A 15240-nucleotide genomic window follows, 5' to 3' on the forward strand; every position below is an offset into this window, starting at 1 on the left:
CCTCCCCGGTACACATCTCCAGTGTGCGCGCCCCGGACGATCTACGACAGGGGGTGTGGAGGTGTGAGGGGGAGCGGCGCTTCCTCGGACGCCGGTGTTCTGTCGGACCCTAGGTGTCCGCTGCGGGCGGAAGCGGCAGGCGGCGCCACTTCTCGTGGACGGCCACCTCGCGCAGCCGCCAGCCGTCGTCCGTACGCAAGAACGCGAACGTGTACCGGCCGCCGCAGACGAAGTCCGGCTCGGACGTGCCGCCGTCCTGCCCCTCCCGCGCGGCGAACCGCATGGGGTTGACGTAGTCGGCCTGGATCCGGGCGGTGTCGCCGACGTCGTGTTCCAGGACACCGAACCGGGTGCGGCGATTGACGATGAGGTGCTGACGCATCGGGAACAGCTGCAATGTCTCGGCCAGCCAGTCGGCGACCTGCCCCGCGTCACCCTGGATACCACCGGCCGAGCGGTAGTCGGCGCGCCCGTCCGCGGTGAACAGCGCCCGGTACGCGTCCCAGTCACCGTCGTCCACGGTGACCGCGTACTCCGTGACGAGTCCGTCGACGGCCAGCCGGTCCATCATGGTGGCGAGCTCCACACGCTGGGTCATCGGCTCAGTGTTGGGGACGGGAGGCGCGGCGCCAAGGGGTGTGCGAGGTGTTTCGGTTCCGGGTGGTCGGCCGGAGGCGGCCACCCCGTCCGGGAGACGCGGCCGCGGGCCCGATTCCGGCGGGTCGGCGGTCCGTGTGCTCCTGGGCCGCCGTCACCACTCGTCGCGGCCGACCACCCGGAAGCTGCCCACGGCGGCGTCGTCGAAGCGCACGCCGCCCAGGCGTAGGCCGTCGTCCCGGTTGCCGCCGGTCACGACGCCGAACGTGCTGCCGTGGGGGCCGACGGTCGCGACCGGGGCGCCGTTGTCGCAGGTGAATCCGCGGAAGACCTCAACGATCCTGTCGCTGTCGTTGTCGATGCTGAAGCTGCTGGAGCCCAGGCCGCTCGCCGCGACGATGCAGCCGTCCGACCAGGCCGAGAACTCGCGGTCGTTGAAGTAGATCCTGCCTCCGTGGCCTCCGTCGTAGCCGCCCTCTCCACGGCCGCCTTCGTAGCCGTCCCCGCCTCCATGGCCCCCGTTGCCGCCGCGGTCCCCGTTTCCGCCGCGGTCCCCGCTTTCGCCGCGGTTCCCGTTTCCGCCACGGTCCCCCTTGCTGCCGTTTCCGCCGCGGTCTCCCTGTTCTCCCTGGTTCTGGTCTCCTCCCCCTTGAGAACTGCCGTTTCCGAGCGGGGCCGCCTCGAGCGGGCTCGCGGACACGGGGATGGTCTTCCGGGCGGGGGCGGCTGCCTTGGGCGCGGCCTTGGCCATCTGCTTCACGGCCGGGGCGGCGTGGGTGGATTCGAGGGTCGAGGCGTAGGTGATGCCGGTGGTGACAAGGATCGCCGCGCTCACTGCGGCGCTCACGGCGATGGTACGCGTGGGCATGTCGGTTCCTTCTGTCGCTGAGACGCCGGCCGTGCAGCCGATCTCCAACTAAGGTACTGATAGCCATTTTTACTGTCATATCGCATATGGCTGCGGAGTGATGACAGTGGGCCGGACGGGTGTAATCGTGAATCCCTACGGCGTGTCGAGGTGCGTGCCCCGATTCCGCGTGCCGGGCTGACGCCCGCGGTCTCTGGCAAGATCCACCTCAAGAACGGGCGGCGGCGGAAGGAGACAACCATGACGCGCCCCGTCACCGTGGTCACGGGTGGCAGCAGGGGGATCGGTGCCGCGACATGCCTGCGGCTCGCGGCTGACGGCCACGATGTCGCCCTTGTCTACGTGAGCGACGACGAGTCGGCCGAACGGACCGCCGCTGCCGTGCGCGCCACCGGCGCGCGGTGTCTCACCGTGAAGGCGGACACCTCCGACGACATCGACGTCGACCGGCTCTTCACGACGGCCGCCGACGCGCTCGGACCGCTGACCGGCCTGGTGAACAACGCCGGGGTGACGGGACGGCTGGGCCGGCTCGTGGACACGGACCCCGCCGCGCTTCGCCGCGTCGTGGAGGTCAACTTTCTGGGCACACTGCTGTGTTCACGGCGTGCCGCGCAGGAGATGTCCGAGCGCGGGGGCGGTGCCATCGTGAATGTCTCCTCGGCGGCGGCGACGCTGGGCAGCCCCGGGGAGTACGTCCACTACGCGGCGAGCAAGGCCGCGGTGGACGCCTTGACGGTGGGTCTTGCCAAGGAGCTGGGCCCGGAAGGGATCCGCGTCAACGCGGTCGCCCCAGGGGTGATCGACACCGGGATCCATGCGGCGATGGGCGATGCGGACCGGCCACGGCGGGCAGCCGCCACGATTCCCTTGGGCCGGGCGGGCCGGGCCGAGGAGATCGCGGCGGCGATCGCGTGGCTGTTGTCGCCGGAGTCCTCGTATGCGACGGGAGCGGTGCTCAGAGTCGCAGGTGGGCGGTGACTTCCAGGGATGACGGCCTGATCGCGTCCCCTGCCTGCCTCGACGGTACGTCAAGTCCGGGCGTTCAGGCCGCCTCGATGACCTGGCAGCGTATCGCCGCGGCCCACTCCACCACCAACAGCTCGTATTCCGCGCGCTCCTGCGCCGACAGAGAGCCACCCGCGCGTAGCCACAGCGCACGAATCCGCTCGTTTAAGTCGTCGGCAGACAGCGCGGAACCAGGGCGCATTGCGTCGGGGAACATGCGGACAGCCTAGGGGCAAGGGCTGACAGTGCGCTACCGAACGGCTACGCGCACGGTATGGGTTCGGTCACGGTCGTTCGTGTGGAGGGGGCAGGCAAGACGCCGATCGCGCCGGACCCGGCAAAGGCCGAAGCGAACCTCCCGGCGAGGACCGAGGTCCCGGTGCCGACCCCGGGGCCGCGCGGCCCGGCTGGACCCGCGGACGGGGCGACCGGCGCGGGCCGTCGGCAGCCGGGCCCGCCCGTCGGAGACGACCGACGGGCGGTTTGCCGACCGCCGGCCTCGCCGCTCAACGACTGCAGGTGAGGTCTGTGAGTTGCGAGGGGCCGGCGGCCGAGCTGAGCGCCCACGTCGTGCCGGTCCAGACGAAGTAGGGATTCGTGGGGGGACCGTCCCCGCCCACGCTAAAGAAGTTCATGCCGGTGACGGCATTGCAGATTTCCATGAATGTGGCATTCGTGAGCCCGATCTCGGCACCGTTGGCGCTTGGCCCCGCACATTCGGAAGTGGTCGCGGTCGTGTTGGTGCTCGTACAAGTAAGCGTCACGCCATGCACGATCTGAGTCGAGAGGAACTGGCCCAGGACCGGTTCGGATGATCCCGGTCCCATCGGTCCGGTGACGCCTGTCGGTCCCGTGACGCCTGTTGCTCCGGTGGCACCTGTTGCTCCGGTTCCCGGTCCCGTCGGTCCGGTGACGCCTGTCGCTCCGGTGGCACCTGTTTCTCCGGTTCCGGTTGCGCCCGTCGGTCCGGTGTCTCCGGTGGTGCCCGTCGGTCCGGTGACGCCCGTTGCTCCGGTCGGTCCGGCGGTTCCGGTGGTGCCCGTCGGCCCGGTCGGTCCGACCCTGCACTTGTCGTGGTCTCCGCGGCCACCGCGATCACTCCTGCCGTCCCGGCAGTCATCGCCGCCGCCACGGACCGAGGTCGTGTGCGCCGGCAGAGAGCCCAACGGGGTCGCAAGCGCGGGTTCGGCACAACCAAGCACCACGACAGCCAGCGACGCCGCAGCACCGACGACGCGCCACCTGCCCTGCCTGGGCAGCGGCCCCATGCCGGTCCGGGCGCGGTTCTCAGCGCTCATGTCCAATTACTCCTCGGAGAAAGCGAATGGATGGACGGGGATGTCCTCTTCGGGCACCCTCAGGCAGCCCTCGCCGCGCTCGGCGGCCCTGACGGCAGACACGCCGCATAATCAGACGATCGGTCTAGTGGGGAAGCCGGTCGTCCACCCCGCCGCAGTCGGCGGCACCCCCTCCGGGCCCTCAGTCCGGCCGCGCGTCCTGAAGGCGGGGGAAGAGCGGCTGTGAGGCGGGCAGGCGCCCGTCGGCCGCCGGTGTCAGCTGACTGGTGATCCGGCCGGCGGCGTCGGGAACGAACGGGCTCAGCTCGTCGGCCAGCGCGCGGCACGCGGTGACAAGGGTGAGGAGCACGGCGTCGAGGCGTTTCGCCGCTTCACCGTCGCCCCGCCGTTCCTCCCGCGACAGTTCCCAGGGCCGGGTTGTGTCGATGCACCGGTTGGCCTCCTCGACGATCGTCCAGACGGCGCCGATGGCGCGCCGGAAGTCGAAGTCGGCCAGGGCGGCATCGACCAGGGCGGGAGCCTTGCGGCAGGCGTCCGCCAACTCTTTCACGGGGGAGGAGCCGACGGCCGAGGCGGGCACTGTCCCGGCGCGAAAGCGGTGAACCATCGTCACGATGCGGTGGACCAGGTTGCCCAGCCCTCCGGCGAAGTCCGCGTCGGCGCGTGCGGTCAGGCGGTCGGGCGTGAAGTCGGCGTCCCCGACCCGGGGTACGTCGCGCAGGAGCCACCAGCGCACCGCGTCGGTCCCGTACGCCGCGGCCAGCGCGGCCGGGTCGACCGTGGCTCCGCCGGACTTGCTGATCTTGCGACCGTCGACCGTGAGGTAGTCGTGGACCAGGATGTCGGTGGGCAGTGGGAGCCCGGCCGACAACAGAATGGCCGGCCAGTAGACGGCGTGGAAGCGCACCACTCCCTTGCCGGCCAGGTGGACGCGGCGCTCGCTGGTCGCCCACCACTCGTCGTACGCACCGTCACCGGTGCCGTGTCCGAGGCTGGTGACGTAGTTGCCGAGGGCGTCCCACCAGACGTAGATGACCTGGCCCGGGTCATCGGGCACGGGGATGCCCCAGCCGCGGGCGCGATCGTGGGAGCGGGAGACGGAGAAGTCGTGCAGGCCGCCTTCGATCAGCGCGAGCACCTCGTTGCGGCGGGCCGCGGGCTCGATACGCAGGCCGCCGGTCGAGATCAGCTCGTGGAGGCGGTCGGCGTAGCGGGACAGCCGGAAGAACCAGTTCTCCTCCGCCACGAGTCGGGGTTCGGTGCCGTGCTCCGCACACCGCCCGTCGACCAGCTCACCGGGGGTGTAGAACTGCTCGCAGCCGACGCAGTACAGGCCCTCGTACTCCTTGCGGTACAGGTCGCCGGACGCGGCGCACTGGCGCCACAGCCGCTCGACTCCGACGCGGTGACGCGGGTCGCTGCTGGTGCGGATGAAGTCGTCGAGTGAGAGCGCCAGTGGGTCGCGCAGCGCGGCGAAGGCGTCGGCGTTGCGGTCGACGAACGACTGCACGTCGACGCCGGCCGATTCGGCGGCCAGGACGTTCTTGAGGGAGTTGTCGTCGGTTCCGCTCAGCAGCCGGACCCGCTCGCCCCGGTGGCGGTGGTGACGGGCCAGCGTGTCCGCCTGGACGAGTTCGAGAGCGAAGCCCAGGTGCGGGCGGGCGTTGACGTACGGAATGGTCGTGGTGATGTAGTGGCGTCGTGCGGTCATCGGTCCTCCTTGCCGGGTGGCGGGGCCCGTCGTCGCACAACGGCCGAGGCCCCGTCCCGGGGCCTCGGATTCGGTACGCGTCCGTGCTCAGCAGCCCCGTCGGCGGGGCATCATGCGGTGCTGAGGCGAAGGCGTGATCATGAGGCTGAGTGTAGCGAGAGGACCGCGTGCGCAGCGCGCCCTTTTCCGCTCCGCCATGGCTATGCCGCGGTCGGAGCCGGGCCCGAGACGGTCCAGCCCGGTGCCTGCGGGTGCGCCGTGACGTCCGAGTGATGGACCGCGTCGCCGCACGCGGAGCAGGTCATGACCGGGACCAGGTCATTGCCGCAGGCGTGCTCGATCACCATGGGGCGGTCGCCGTGGTCGCGCAGATGGCGGTCGCCCCAGGCCATGAGGGTCATCAGGACCGGATACAGCTCCCAGGCCGCGGCCGTGGGCAGGTACTCGTAGCGCTGCGGGCGCTCGTTGTACATCTTCTTCGTCAAGATCCCCGCGTCCACCAGACGCTTCAGGCGCGCGGCCAGGATGTCGCGCGGGGCGCCGATGTTGCGCACGAGCTGGTCGAAGCGTCCGTTGCCGAGGGATACCTCGCGCAGCACGAGCAGGGAGTACTTCTCGCCGACGAGAGCCAGGGTGTCGGCGATCGAGCAGGGGCGCGGGTCTTTTGAGGCGGCCATGAGCCCAGCTTAGCGAGGGTTTGCTTTTCCAACCCTTCGCGTTATGGTGGATCCAGATTTCCTACTCACTGGTAACCGCCGCAGTGGCACACCGGACAAGGAGGCCCGCACCATGCGCGACGCCGTCATCGTCGAAGCCGTACGCACCCCGGTGGGCAAGGGCAAGCCGAACGGCGCCCTCGCCCAGGTCCACCCCGTGGAACTCCTCGCGCACACGCTGCGCACCCTCGTCGAGCGCTCCGGCATCGACCCGGCGCTCATCGACGACGTCATCGGCGGCACCGTCGACCAGGTCGGCGAGCAGGCCATGAACACCACCCGGTACGCAGTCCTGTCCGCGGGCTTCCCCGAGACCGTGCCCGCGACCACCGTGGACCGCCAGTGCGGCTCCTCCCAGCAGGCGGTGCACTTCGCCGCGCAGGGTGTGCTCTCGGGCGCGTACGACATCGTCGTCGCCTGCGGCGTGGAGTCCATGAGCCGCGTGCCGATGTGGTCGAACGTGCCCGCGGGCAAGGACCCCTTCGGACCCGGCGTCGCCGCGCGCTACCCGGACGGCCTGGTCCCGCAGGGCATCAGCGCCGAACTGATCGCCTCCAAGTGGTCCATCGGCCGAGAGCGGATGGACGCCTTCGCCGTCTCCTCGCACCAGAAGGCGGCAGCCGCCTGGGACGCGGGCCTCTTCGACGCCGAGACGGCTCCCCTGGAGGGCCTCACGCGCGACGAGAGCATCCGGCCCTCCAGCACCCCCGAGATCCTCGCCGGACTCAAGCCCGCGTACTACGACCCCGGCTTCGCCGAGCGGTTCCCGGGGATCGAGTGGAACGTCACGGCGGGCAACGCCAGCCCCGTCAACGACGGCGCCTCGGCCGTTCTGATCATGTCGGGCGATACCGCGGCCCGCCTCGGCCTGCGCCCCCTCGCCCGGCTCCACAGCTTCGCGGTGACCGGTTCCGACCCGGTGCTGATGCTCACCGGTGTCATCCCCGCCACCGAGAAGGTGCTGCGCAAGGCCGGACTGACCATCGACGACATCGACCTCTTCGAGGTGAACGAGGCGTTCTCCAGCGTGGTGCTCGCCTGGCAGCAGGAGACGGGCGCCGACCTCTCCAAGGTCAACGTCCATGGCGGCGCCATCGCCATCGGCCACCCGCTGGGCGCGAGCGGCACCCGCCTCACCACCACCCTCGTCCACGCGCTGGGCGCGCGAGGAGCGCGCTACGGCCTTCAGACGATGTGCGAGGCGGGCGGACTCGCCAACGCGATGATCCTGGAGGCTCTTCGCTGACGAGGCCCTCGACCAGGCCGCCTCAGTCGCCGCGCAGGTGGTGGCGCCCCCGCCACGCCACCACCGCCCCGGCCAGCGCCGGCACCGCGATGCAGGCCATCGCGAGCAGAAACACCGGTGAGGTGGGACGGGAGGCACGGGCGCCGGCGACGACGTAGGCGGCGGTGTTCGGAATCGACCCGAGCACCGTCGCCAGCAGAAAGGAACTCCAGCGCATCCGCGAGACGGCCGCGCAGTAGTTCGCCGCCCAGAACGGCACCCCGGGGAACAGCCGGGCCGCCATCATCGAGCGGAACCCGTGCCGGCTGAGCTGCCCGTCCGCTGCCTTCAGCCAGCGGCCCCGCAGCAGCGGGCGCAGCGCGTCCTGGCCGAGCGCCCGGCCGAGCCCGAAGGCGGCCCCGGCCCCGAGCACGGTGCCGGCGAGCGCCGTGCCCGTGCCCAGCTGCGAGCCGAACAGCGCCCCCGCCGCCAGGTTGAGCAGCGGACGCGGCACGAACGCGACGGTGCACAGCCCGTACGCCACCGCGAAGACCACGGCCGCCGCGGTGCCCCCGAGCTGGGGCGGCCAGCCCTGCGTCAGCAGTCTCTGCGGCTGGAACAGCAGCACGCAGGAGGCGGCGGTGGCGAGCAGCAGCACCAGCAGCGCGAGCCGCGACCAGGGGGAGAGCAGTGCTCCGGTCCTGCGTGCCAGGAAACCGGGTGCGACGGCTTCGGCGGGCGTCGCTCCGGGAGTGGTGTCGGCGGACGGCGTAGCGGTGAGCTCCGTGGCGGCGGCCCGGGCAGGGGCCGTGGCGGTGCCCCCAGGGAGGGTGGTGGCATCGAGCATTCGGCGACCCTAACCGACACGGGTGTGTGATCGCCGTATGGTCCGCGTCGCGGGCGGTACGGGACGGTTGATTCTTGTGGCCGTGATTCTTGTGGCCGTGATCCATGTGATCGGTGAACTCCCGCGTGTCGAAGCCCGTACCGCGGCCGGGGCGGCCGAAGGATCCGGTGCCTTTCTCCCGGATCCAGGCTCCGACGCATCCGCCGAAAGAAGGCGAAAGCAGCCGGGCCGGACGCACCGCCCGTGATCTTGGGTACTTCTCTGCAGCGGGCCGAGATCCGACGGCCGCGGCACGGAATTCGGCGGCCGCCGCCAGGGCGAGGCCCGTGCGGACGGACAGACCGCCTTCCGCGCGTGACGCACGCTCGACATGGCTGCTTACTACGACTGGTTCGCCGGGAGCGGCTGAGGCCGCAGGAAGCCGCAGGTGATCGGGCTCGCCCCGGAGTCCGAACGCGGGAGGTGCCACATGTGCGGGATCACCGGCTGGGTGTCCTTCGATCGTGATCTGCGGAGCGAGAGGGCGACCCTGGAGGCGATGACCGAGACCATGTCCTGCCGGGGTCCGGACGACCACGGCACCTGGGCCGAGGGACCCGCGGCCCTCGGCCACCGCAGGCTCGCGATCATCGACCTTCCCGGCGGCCGGCAGCCGATGAGTGTCTCGACACCCGAAGGCACCGTGGTGCTGGTCTACTCGGGGGAGACCTACAACTTCACCGAGCTGCGCCGCGAGCTCACCGACTGTGGCCACCGTTTCCTGACCGACTCCGACACCGAAGTGGTCCTGCACGCCTACCTCGAATGGGGCGAGGCGCTCGCCGGACGGCTGAACGGCATGTACGCCTTCGCGGTCTGGGACGGCCGCCGCGACCGGCTGGTGATGGTCCGCGACCGCATGGGTGTCAAGCCCTTCTACTACTACCCGACCTCCGACGGCGTGCTGTTCGGCTCCGAGCCCAAGGCGATCCTGGCCCATCCGCTGGCCCCCTCCCGGATCCGTCTCGACGGACTGCGGGACATGTTCACGATGGTCAAGACGCCCGGCCACGCCATCTGGGACGGCATGCGCGAACTCGAGCCCGGCACCGTCGTCACCGTCGACCGGCAGGGCATGCGCCGACACGTCTACTGGCAGTTGGAGACGCGTGCGCACACCGGCGACCGCGGCACGACCATCGCGACGGTGCGTTCACTGCTGGACGACATCGTCCGCCGCCAACTGGTGGCCGACGTCCCCCGGTGCACTCTTCTGTCGGGAGGTCTGGACTCCTCGGTGATGACGGCCCTGGCCGCCCGCCAACTGGCCGAGCACAGCGAGAAGGTGCGCAGCTTCGCCGTGGACTTCGTGGGGCAGACCGACAACTTCATCGCCGACGAACTGCGCGCCACGCCCGACACCCCGTACGTGCACGACGTCGCCCTCGCCTCCGGCACCGAGCACCAGGACATCGTCCTCGATGCGAAGTCCCTCGCCGACCTCGACATAAGGGCGGAGACCATCCGCGCACGTGATCTGCCCGTGGGCATCGGCGATCTGGACTCCTCGCTCTATCTCCTGTTCCGGGCGATCCGTGAACATTCCACGGTCGCGCTGTCCGGCGAGTCGGCCGACGAGGTCTTCGGGGGCTACCGCCAGTTCTTCGACGAGGATGCCCGGCGCGCCGACACCTTCCCCTGGATGGCCCAGGCCGAGCGCTGGGGCAGCGATTCAGACGTACTGAATCGCGCGCTGAGCGATGCCCTGGACCTCAAGTCGTATGTCGCCGACAGCTACGGGACCGCCGAATTGGACGTCCACCGCGTCGACGGTGAGAGCGACTTCGAGTACCGGATGCGGCAGATCTGCCATATGCACCTGACCCGGTTCGTACGGGTCCTGCTGGACCGCAAGGACCGCCTGAGCATCGCGGCCGGTCTTGAGGTGCGGGTGCCGTTCTGCGACCACCGGCTCGTCGAGTACGTCTACAACACGCCCTGGTCGCTGAAGTCGTTCGACGGCAGGGAGAAGAGCCTGCTCAGGGAGGCGACCGCGGACCTGATCCCGCGGTCCGTGTACGACAGGACCAAGAGCCCCTACCCGTCGACCCAGGACCCGAAGTACGCCGTCGCCATCCAGGAACACGTCAAGGACATCCTCGCCCGCCCCTCCCACCCGGTCTTCGACCTGCTCGACCGCGAACGGGTGCACCAGGCCGCCCACCGGGACACCCCGCAGGTCACACTGGCTTCACGGCGCGGTCTCGAGCGCACCGTGAACCTGGCACTGTGGCTGGACATGTACAAGCCGGAACTGATGCTCACCTGACGCCCGGCGCACCGCGGGCCCCGGTCCCGCCGGCCGACTCCCGCGGGACCGGGGCCCGCGGTGCGCGGTTCAGCCGGCGCCCTTGAATCCTGGATGCCTGAGGCGCGTCAAAAACCATTCGACGCGGCCGGGCGATTCGGCGAAGATCTACGACATGTTCCGGTACGCCTTCCTTCACGCCGCATCCGCCGCCGCGGATGCTCCGAAGGCTGCCGTCCTGTTCCTCATGGCCGCCGCCGACGGCGCCCGAAGCTGACCCTTCCCGGATCGTCCGGCGGACCCCGCAGGGGGAGGGTCGGTGAGAACTCGGGGTCCCCGTCCCGGCCGGATCGAACCGTCGCCGGGGCTGTCACGCAGTACCACTGACAGGCTTTGAGGTACAGCCATGCCCAAGACGGCATACGTACGCACCAAACCGCACCTGAACATCGGCACGATGGGCCATGTCGACCACGGCAAGACCACCCTGACCGCCGCCATCACCAAGGTCCTCGCCGAGCGGGGCACCGGCAGCGACACCCGTTACGTCCCCTTCGACCGGATCGACCGGGCCCCGGAGGAGGCGGCGCGCGGCATCACCATCAACATCGCGCACGTCGAGTACGAGACCGACACCCGGCACTACGCGCATGTTGACATGCCGGGTCACGCCGACTACGTCAAGAACATGGTCACCGGGGCCGCGCAGCTCGACGGGGCGATCCTCGTCGTCTCCGCGCTCGACGGGATCATGCCGCAGACCGCCGAACACGTGCTGCTCGCCCGGCAGGTGGGCGTGGACCACATCGTCGTCGCCCTCAACAAGGCCGACGCGGGCGACGAGGAACTCACCGACCTGGTCGAACTGGAGGTCCGCGACCTGCTGACCGCCCAGGGCTACCCGGGCGACTCCGTGCCGGTGGTACGGGTCTCCGGGCTCAAGGCCCTGGAGGGGGACCCCCGTTGGACCGCGGCCGTCGAGGCACTGCTGGACGCGGTGGACACCTATGTGCCGCTGCCCGAGCGGTATCTGGACGCGCCGTTCCTGCTGCCGGTGGAGAACGTGCTCACGATCACCGGCCGCGGCACGGTCGTCACGGGCGCGGTCGAGCGCGGCACGGTCCGCGTCGGGGACCGGATCGAGGTGCTCGGCGCCGGTCTCGAGTCCGTGGTGACCGGCCTGGAGACCTTCGGCAAGCCCATGGAGGAGGCACAGGCCGGTGACAACGTGGCGCTGCTGCTGCGCGGGATCCCGCGCGACGCGGTGCGCCGTGGACACATCGTCGCCGCGCCCGGCAGCGTCGTGCCGAGCCGCCGCTTCTCGGCTCGGGTGTACGTGCTGTCGGCGCGGGAGGGCGGCCGTACGACGCCGGTGTCCACGGGCTACCGGCCGCAGTTCTACATCCGTACGGCGGACGTGGTCGGCGACATCGACCTCGGCGAGACGGCCGTCGCGCGGCCCGGCGACACGGTCACCGTGACGGTGGAGCTGGGCCGTGAGGTCCCGCTGGAGCCCGGCCTCGGCTTCGCGATCCGCGAAGGCGGCCGTACGGTCGGCGCGGGCACCGTGACGTCCGTGGGCTGAGGGCGCGGTCCGGGGCTGGACGGGGAGGGGGTGCGCCTCCCACCCGTCCGGCCCCGGCACAATGGAGTGGTGAGCGAGCCCATACCCGTCATCCGCACCGTCGACCACGGCACCGCCAGACTGATGCCGGACGTGGACCGCGACAGGGCGTGGCTGCTCACGGTCGACGGAGCGCCGCAGTCCTACGTGGATCTGGACGCGCCGACGCATCTGGAGTTCGAGTACGTGCGACGGCTCGGCCATGTCCTGGACTCGGTGGCGGGCGAGGGGCTGCCGCAGGACGTGCTGCACCTCGGCGGTGGCGCCCTCACCCTGCCGCGTTATGTGGCCGCGACCCGGCCGGGCTCACGACAGCATGTGGTCGAGGCCGACCGGGGTCTGCTGGAACTGGTGACGGAGCATCTGCCCCTGCCCGCCGATGCCGGTGTCACGTTGCACGCGGCCGACGCCCGGGCCTGGCTGGAGTCCGCCGCGCCGGACTTCGCCGACGTCGTCCTGGCGGACGTCTTCGGCGGCGCCCGCATCCCCGCCCACCTGACGACGGTGCCCTACGCGCGGGCCGTCGACCGGGTGCTGCGCGCGGGCGGCGTCTATCTGGCGAACCTCGCCGACGCCGCGCCCTTCGCGTTCCTGCGCTCCCAACTCGCCACGTTCGCCGAGGTGTTCGAGGAGCTCGCGGTGATCGCCGAACCCGGCGTGCTGCGTGGCCGCCGTTTCGGCAACGCCGTGCTGATCGCCGCCCACCGGCCGCTGGACATCGCCCCCGTCGCCCGGCGCACCGCGGCGGACGTCTTCCCCGCACGTGTCGAGCACGGCGCCGCGCTGACGCGGCTCCTCGGCGGGGCCGACCCCGTGTACGACGAGAACGCGGTCCCGTCACCCGAACCGCCCGACGGGGCCTTCACCATCGGCTGACGGGGACATCTGAGGCGGGGGACGCTTCTGCCGGGTGCCGAGCCCTCGCGGCACCCGGCGCGTGCTCACCCCTCCGTGGGGGTGCCGTGGAGGCGTACCGTGCTGAGGATCTTCAGAATCGTCGCGTCGGCGACCTCGTCCTTCACGCCTGTGGCACCGTAGAAGTTCCAGGAGACGAAGTCGCCGTTGGAGTTCTTGAAGCCGAACGAGACGGCCTTGCCGTCACTGTCGCACTTGCCCTTCTGGGGCGTGTTCTTGGAACGGGCCCAGGCGAGGCTGCCCTTGATGCCGGCCGCGGTCGTGTACGGCTTCGTCTTCTTGTCGACGGTGATGCTCTTCGTGTCGGGCTGGGTGTAGCCGCCGTACACCCACCAGGGCACCGTGTTCATGGCGACTTCATCGGTGCTCTTCGCGCCGCTGGCGCCCTTGGTGCCCGAGACGGCGAGCGCGGTGTTGTCGACCCGTCCGTTCTTGTCCTCGTCGGACGTGCACCACTTCTCCTTGAGGACCGCGGGCGCCGACATGACGATCGCGGAGTTGCCGGACTTCTTCTTGGAGTCGTCGAAGCCCATCAGCGTGTCCGGCGACTGCACGTTCCAGTCCGGCGGCACATCGAAGGCGGTTCCCCACTTGGGGTTGATGACGACCTTCCACCCCGCGACCGTCGGCTTGTCCGTCTCGTCCCCGCGCGGGTTGGCCGACGGCGACGTCGAGGACGGCGACGCCTGCTTCGAGGAACTGGCGGACACCGAGGGCTTGTTGCCGCCGGCGCTGTCGTCCTTCTTGCCGCCGAGAACGAGGGCGCCGGTGACACCGGCGGCCACGACCACGGCCGTTGCCGCCCCGATGGCTATGAACTTGGTCCGGTTCCCGCCCCCCGGGCCGTTCGGCGGCTGAGGCGCTCCCAGGGGCGAGGGCGAGCCCCACTGCGCCTGCCCCGGCTGCTGGTACGGGTTCGGTTGCTGGTACCCCGGCTGCTGGTACCCCGGCTGCTGGTACGGGTTCGGCTGCTGATACCCCGGCTGCTGATAGGGGTTCTGGTTCTGCGCGTTCTGGTTCTGCGGGTTCTGCTCGCCCCCGGGCGGCTGCTGTCCTGGCCACATGGGCAGTAACCCTAGTGCCGCCTGAGACACGTTTCGGTCACTGCCCATCGTCAGACCCGTACCGGAAACCGGTGTTCAGCCGCCCGAGGTGTCCTTGAAGAGACGCACCGTGGAGGCGATCTCTTCCACGGTCGCGTCCGGTACGCCCTCGGATGCACCTTTGACCCCGACGAACGACCAGGAGGACAGGTCACCTTGAGGGGTCTTGAAGGCGAACGTCCAAGCCTTGCCGTCCGTCTGGCACTTTTTCGATTTCTTCACGCCCACGGACCAGGCCGAGCCCAGGCTGCCCGTGAGGCCGGAAGCGGAGGTGAACGACTTCACGGGGCCCGCTTTCACCTTCGACCTGTCAGGCTGGGTGTAGGCCCCGTAGACCCAGGTCTCCGGGTCCTTGCCCGCTATCTCCTCGGGGCTGTTGGCTCCCCTGTTGCCCCGGGATCCCGCCTCGGCCAGCGGCGTGTACTCCATGGTGCCGTCCTTGTTCTCGTCCGAGGCGCACCACTTCTCCTCGAGGGCCGCGGGGGCCTGCATGGCGATCAGCGGATTGTCGCTGGAGTCCCCGTTCTTGGTGACATAGTCGACCCAGCTCGGGGCCTTGAGCGCCCACTGCGGCGGAACGTCGAACGCGATACCGGCGTCCGGGTTCACCACGACCTTCCAGCCCTTGATCATGGGGTGCTTGCCGTCCGCCTGACGAGGGTTGTCCGTACTCCGGCTCGGGGAGGGCAAGGGGGACTTGGTGGGGCCGGGGTCCACGCCGCCGCGCCCTTGCCCGCCCAGTAGGACGAAACCGGTCACACCGGTGGCGATCACGACGGCCGCCGCCCCGACAAGCGAGACGATCTTCGTCCGGTTCGGGCCGCGGCCTGCCGGAGCGGGTCCGGGCATTCCAGGCGTCCAGCCCGGTGTGTTCCACGGCTGGCTCTGCTGATACGGATTCGGCTGGTGATAGCCGGGCTGCTGATACGGATTCGGCTGTTGTCCGTCCGTGGGCTGCTGCGGGCTCTGCCCGCCCCCCGGCGGCTGCTCTCCTGGCCACATGGGCGGTAACGATACGGCGGCCGACCGTGCGGCTCTGGC

13 protein-coding genes are annotated in these 15240 nt (G+C 70.4%); 5 read left to right on the top strand and 8 right to left on the bottom strand.

Annotated elements, in window-relative coordinates; all coding sequences use genetic code 11:
• Positions 1-109: 109 nt before the first annotated feature.
• Both ABZ845_RS13560 and ABZ845_RS13565 read right to left on the bottom strand, forming a co-directional pair.
• Positions 110-598, bottom strand: a complete 489-nt coding sequence (locus ABZ845_RS13560) for a nuclear transport factor 2 family protein (protein ID WP_360977648.1) — start codon at positions 596-598, stop codon at positions 110-112.
• Between the two features lie 153 nt (positions 599-751).
• On the bottom strand, positions 752-1465 hold the full coding sequence (locus ABZ845_RS13565; protein WP_360977651.1) for a hypothetical protein: 714 nt from the start codon (positions 1463-1465) through the stop codon (positions 752-754).
• A 240-nt stretch (positions 1466-1705) separates the two neighbouring features.
• Between ABZ845_RS13565 and ABZ845_RS13570 the strand changes: the two genes are divergently transcribed.
• Positions 1706-2446: a glucose 1-dehydrogenase gene (locus ABZ845_RS13570; protein ID WP_360977654.1), complete on the top strand. Its 741-nt coding sequence runs from the start codon at positions 1706-1708 to the stop codon at positions 2444-2446.
• 64 nt (positions 2447-2510) lie between these two features.
• Here ABZ845_RS13570 and ABZ845_RS13575 read toward each other — a convergent pair whose 3' ends face one another.
• The 3 genes from ABZ845_RS13575 to ABZ845_RS13585 form a co-directional block, all read right to left on the bottom strand.
• A complete protein-coding gene (locus tag ABZ845_RS13575) occupies positions 2511-2690 on the bottom strand; it encodes a hypothetical protein (protein ID WP_360977657.1) in 180 nt (59 codons plus the stop codon).
• 1262 nt (positions 2691-3952) lie between these two features.
• Positions 3953-5482 (bottom strand): methionine--tRNA ligase, encoded by a 1530-nt coding sequence (locus ABZ845_RS13580; RefSeq protein WP_360977660.1) that lies wholly within the window; start codon positions 5480-5482, stop codon positions 3953-3955.
• 200 nt (positions 5483-5682) lie between these two features.
• Positions 5683-6159, bottom strand: a complete 477-nt coding sequence (locus tag ABZ845_RS13585) for a helix-turn-helix domain-containing protein (RefSeq protein ID WP_360977663.1) — start codon at positions 6157-6159, stop codon at positions 5683-5685.
• A gap of 112 nt (positions 6160-6271) precedes the next feature.
• Here ABZ845_RS13585 and ABZ845_RS13590 point away from each other — a divergent pair, with 112 nt between their 5' ends.
• Positions 6272-7444 carry a thiolase family protein gene (locus tag ABZ845_RS13590; RefSeq protein WP_360977666.1) on the top strand — a complete coding sequence of 391 codons (1173 nt, stop codon included), beginning with the start codon at positions 6272-6274 and terminating at the stop codon, positions 7442-7444.
• A gap of 22 nt (positions 7445-7466) precedes the next feature.
• Here ABZ845_RS13590 and ABZ845_RS13595 read toward each other — a convergent pair whose 3' ends face one another.
• A complete protein-coding gene (locus ABZ845_RS13595; protein ID WP_360977669.1) occupies positions 7467-8270 on the bottom strand; it encodes a TVP38/TMEM64 family protein in 804 nt (267 codons plus the stop codon).
• Between the two features lie 469 nt (positions 8271-8739).
• Between ABZ845_RS13595 and asnB the strand changes: the two genes are divergently transcribed.
• From asnB to ABZ845_RS13610, 3 genes are all read left to right on the top strand, one after another.
• Entirely contained in the window at positions 8740-10578 is a 1839-nt protein-coding gene (asnB, locus tag ABZ845_RS13600) for an asparagine synthase (glutamine-hydrolyzing) (RefSeq protein ID WP_360977672.1), read from the top strand.
• 385 nt (positions 10579-10963) lie between these two features.
• Positions 10964-12142, top strand: a complete 1179-nt coding sequence (tuf, locus tag ABZ845_RS13605) for an elongation factor Tu (protein ID WP_360977675.1) — start codon at positions 10964-10966, stop codon at positions 12140-12142.
• A 69-nt stretch (positions 12143-12211) separates the two neighbouring features.
• The gene (locus ABZ845_RS13610; protein ID WP_360977678.1) at positions 12212-13057 is read left to right on the top strand and encodes a fused MFS/spermidine synthase; all 846 of its coding nucleotides are present in this window, start codon (positions 12212-12214) and stop codon (positions 13055-13057) included.
• 65 nt (positions 13058-13122) lie between these two features.
• Here ABZ845_RS13610 and ABZ845_RS13615 read toward each other — a convergent pair whose 3' ends face one another.
• Together ABZ845_RS13615 and ABZ845_RS13620 are read right to left on the bottom strand one after the other, a co-directional pair.
• Entirely contained in the window at positions 13123-14160 is a 1038-nt protein-coding gene (locus ABZ845_RS13615; protein WP_360977681.1) for a hypothetical protein, read from the bottom strand.
• Positions 14161-14235: 75 nt separating this feature from the next.
• Positions 14236-15201 carry a hypothetical protein gene (locus ABZ845_RS13620; RefSeq protein ID WP_360977684.1) on the bottom strand — a complete coding sequence of 322 codons (966 nt, stop codon included), beginning with the start codon at positions 15199-15201 and terminating at the stop codon, positions 14236-14238.
• Between the last annotated feature and the right edge of the window lie 39 nt (positions 15202-15240).

The organism is Streptomyces sp. NPDC047022 (assembly GCF_040644155.1).
Lineage (GTDB): Bacteria > Actinomycetota > Actinomycetes > Streptomycetales > Streptomycetaceae > Streptomyces.

Bases quoted from the DNA above. Each gene is read 5' to 3' on its own strand.
- ABZ845_RS13570 (WP_360977654.1), top strand. From the start codon at position 1,706: ATGACGCGCCCCGTCACCGTGGTCACGGGTGGCAGCAGGGGGATCGGT.
- ABZ845_RS13595 (WP_360977669.1), bottom strand. From the start codon at position 8,270: ATGCTCGATGCCACCACCCTCCCTGGGGGCACCGCCACGGCCCCTGCC.
- asnB (WP_360977672.1), top strand. From the start codon at position 8,740: ATGTGCGGGATCACCGGCTGGGTGTCCTTCGATCGTGATCTGCGGAGC.
- ABZ845_RS13585 (WP_360977663.1), bottom strand. From the start codon at position 6,159: ATGGCCGCCTCAAAAGACCCGCGCCCCTGCTCGATCGCCGACACCCTG.
- ABZ845_RS13580 (WP_360977660.1), bottom strand. From the start codon at position 5,482: ATGACCGCACGACGCCACTACATCACCACGACCATTCCGTACGTCAAC.
- ABZ845_RS13560 (WP_360977648.1), bottom strand. From the start codon at position 598: ATGACCCAGCGTGTGGAGCTCGCCACCATGATGGACCGGCTGGCCGTC.
- ABZ845_RS13590 (WP_360977666.1), top strand. From the start codon at position 6,272: ATGCGCGACGCCGTCATCGTCGAAGCCGTACGCACCCCGGTGGGCAAG.
- tuf (WP_360977675.1), top strand. From the start codon at position 10,964: ATGCCCAAGACGGCATACGTACGCACCAAACCGCACCTGAACATCGGC.
- ABZ845_RS13575 (WP_360977657.1), bottom strand. From the start codon at position 2,690: ATGTTCCCCGACGCAATGCGCCCTGGTTCCGCGCTGTCTGCCGACGAC.
- ABZ845_RS13620 (WP_360977684.1), bottom strand. From the start codon at position 15,201: ATGTGGCCAGGAGAGCAGCCGCCGGGGGGCGGGCAGAGCCCGCAGCAG.
- ABZ845_RS13615 (WP_360977681.1), bottom strand. From the start codon at position 14,160: ATGTGGCCAGGACAGCAGCCGCCCGGGGGCGAGCAGAACCCGCAGAAC.
- ABZ845_RS13565 (WP_360977651.1), bottom strand. From the start codon at position 1,465: ATGCCCACGCGTACCATCGCCGTGAGCGCCGCAGTGAGCGCGGCGATC.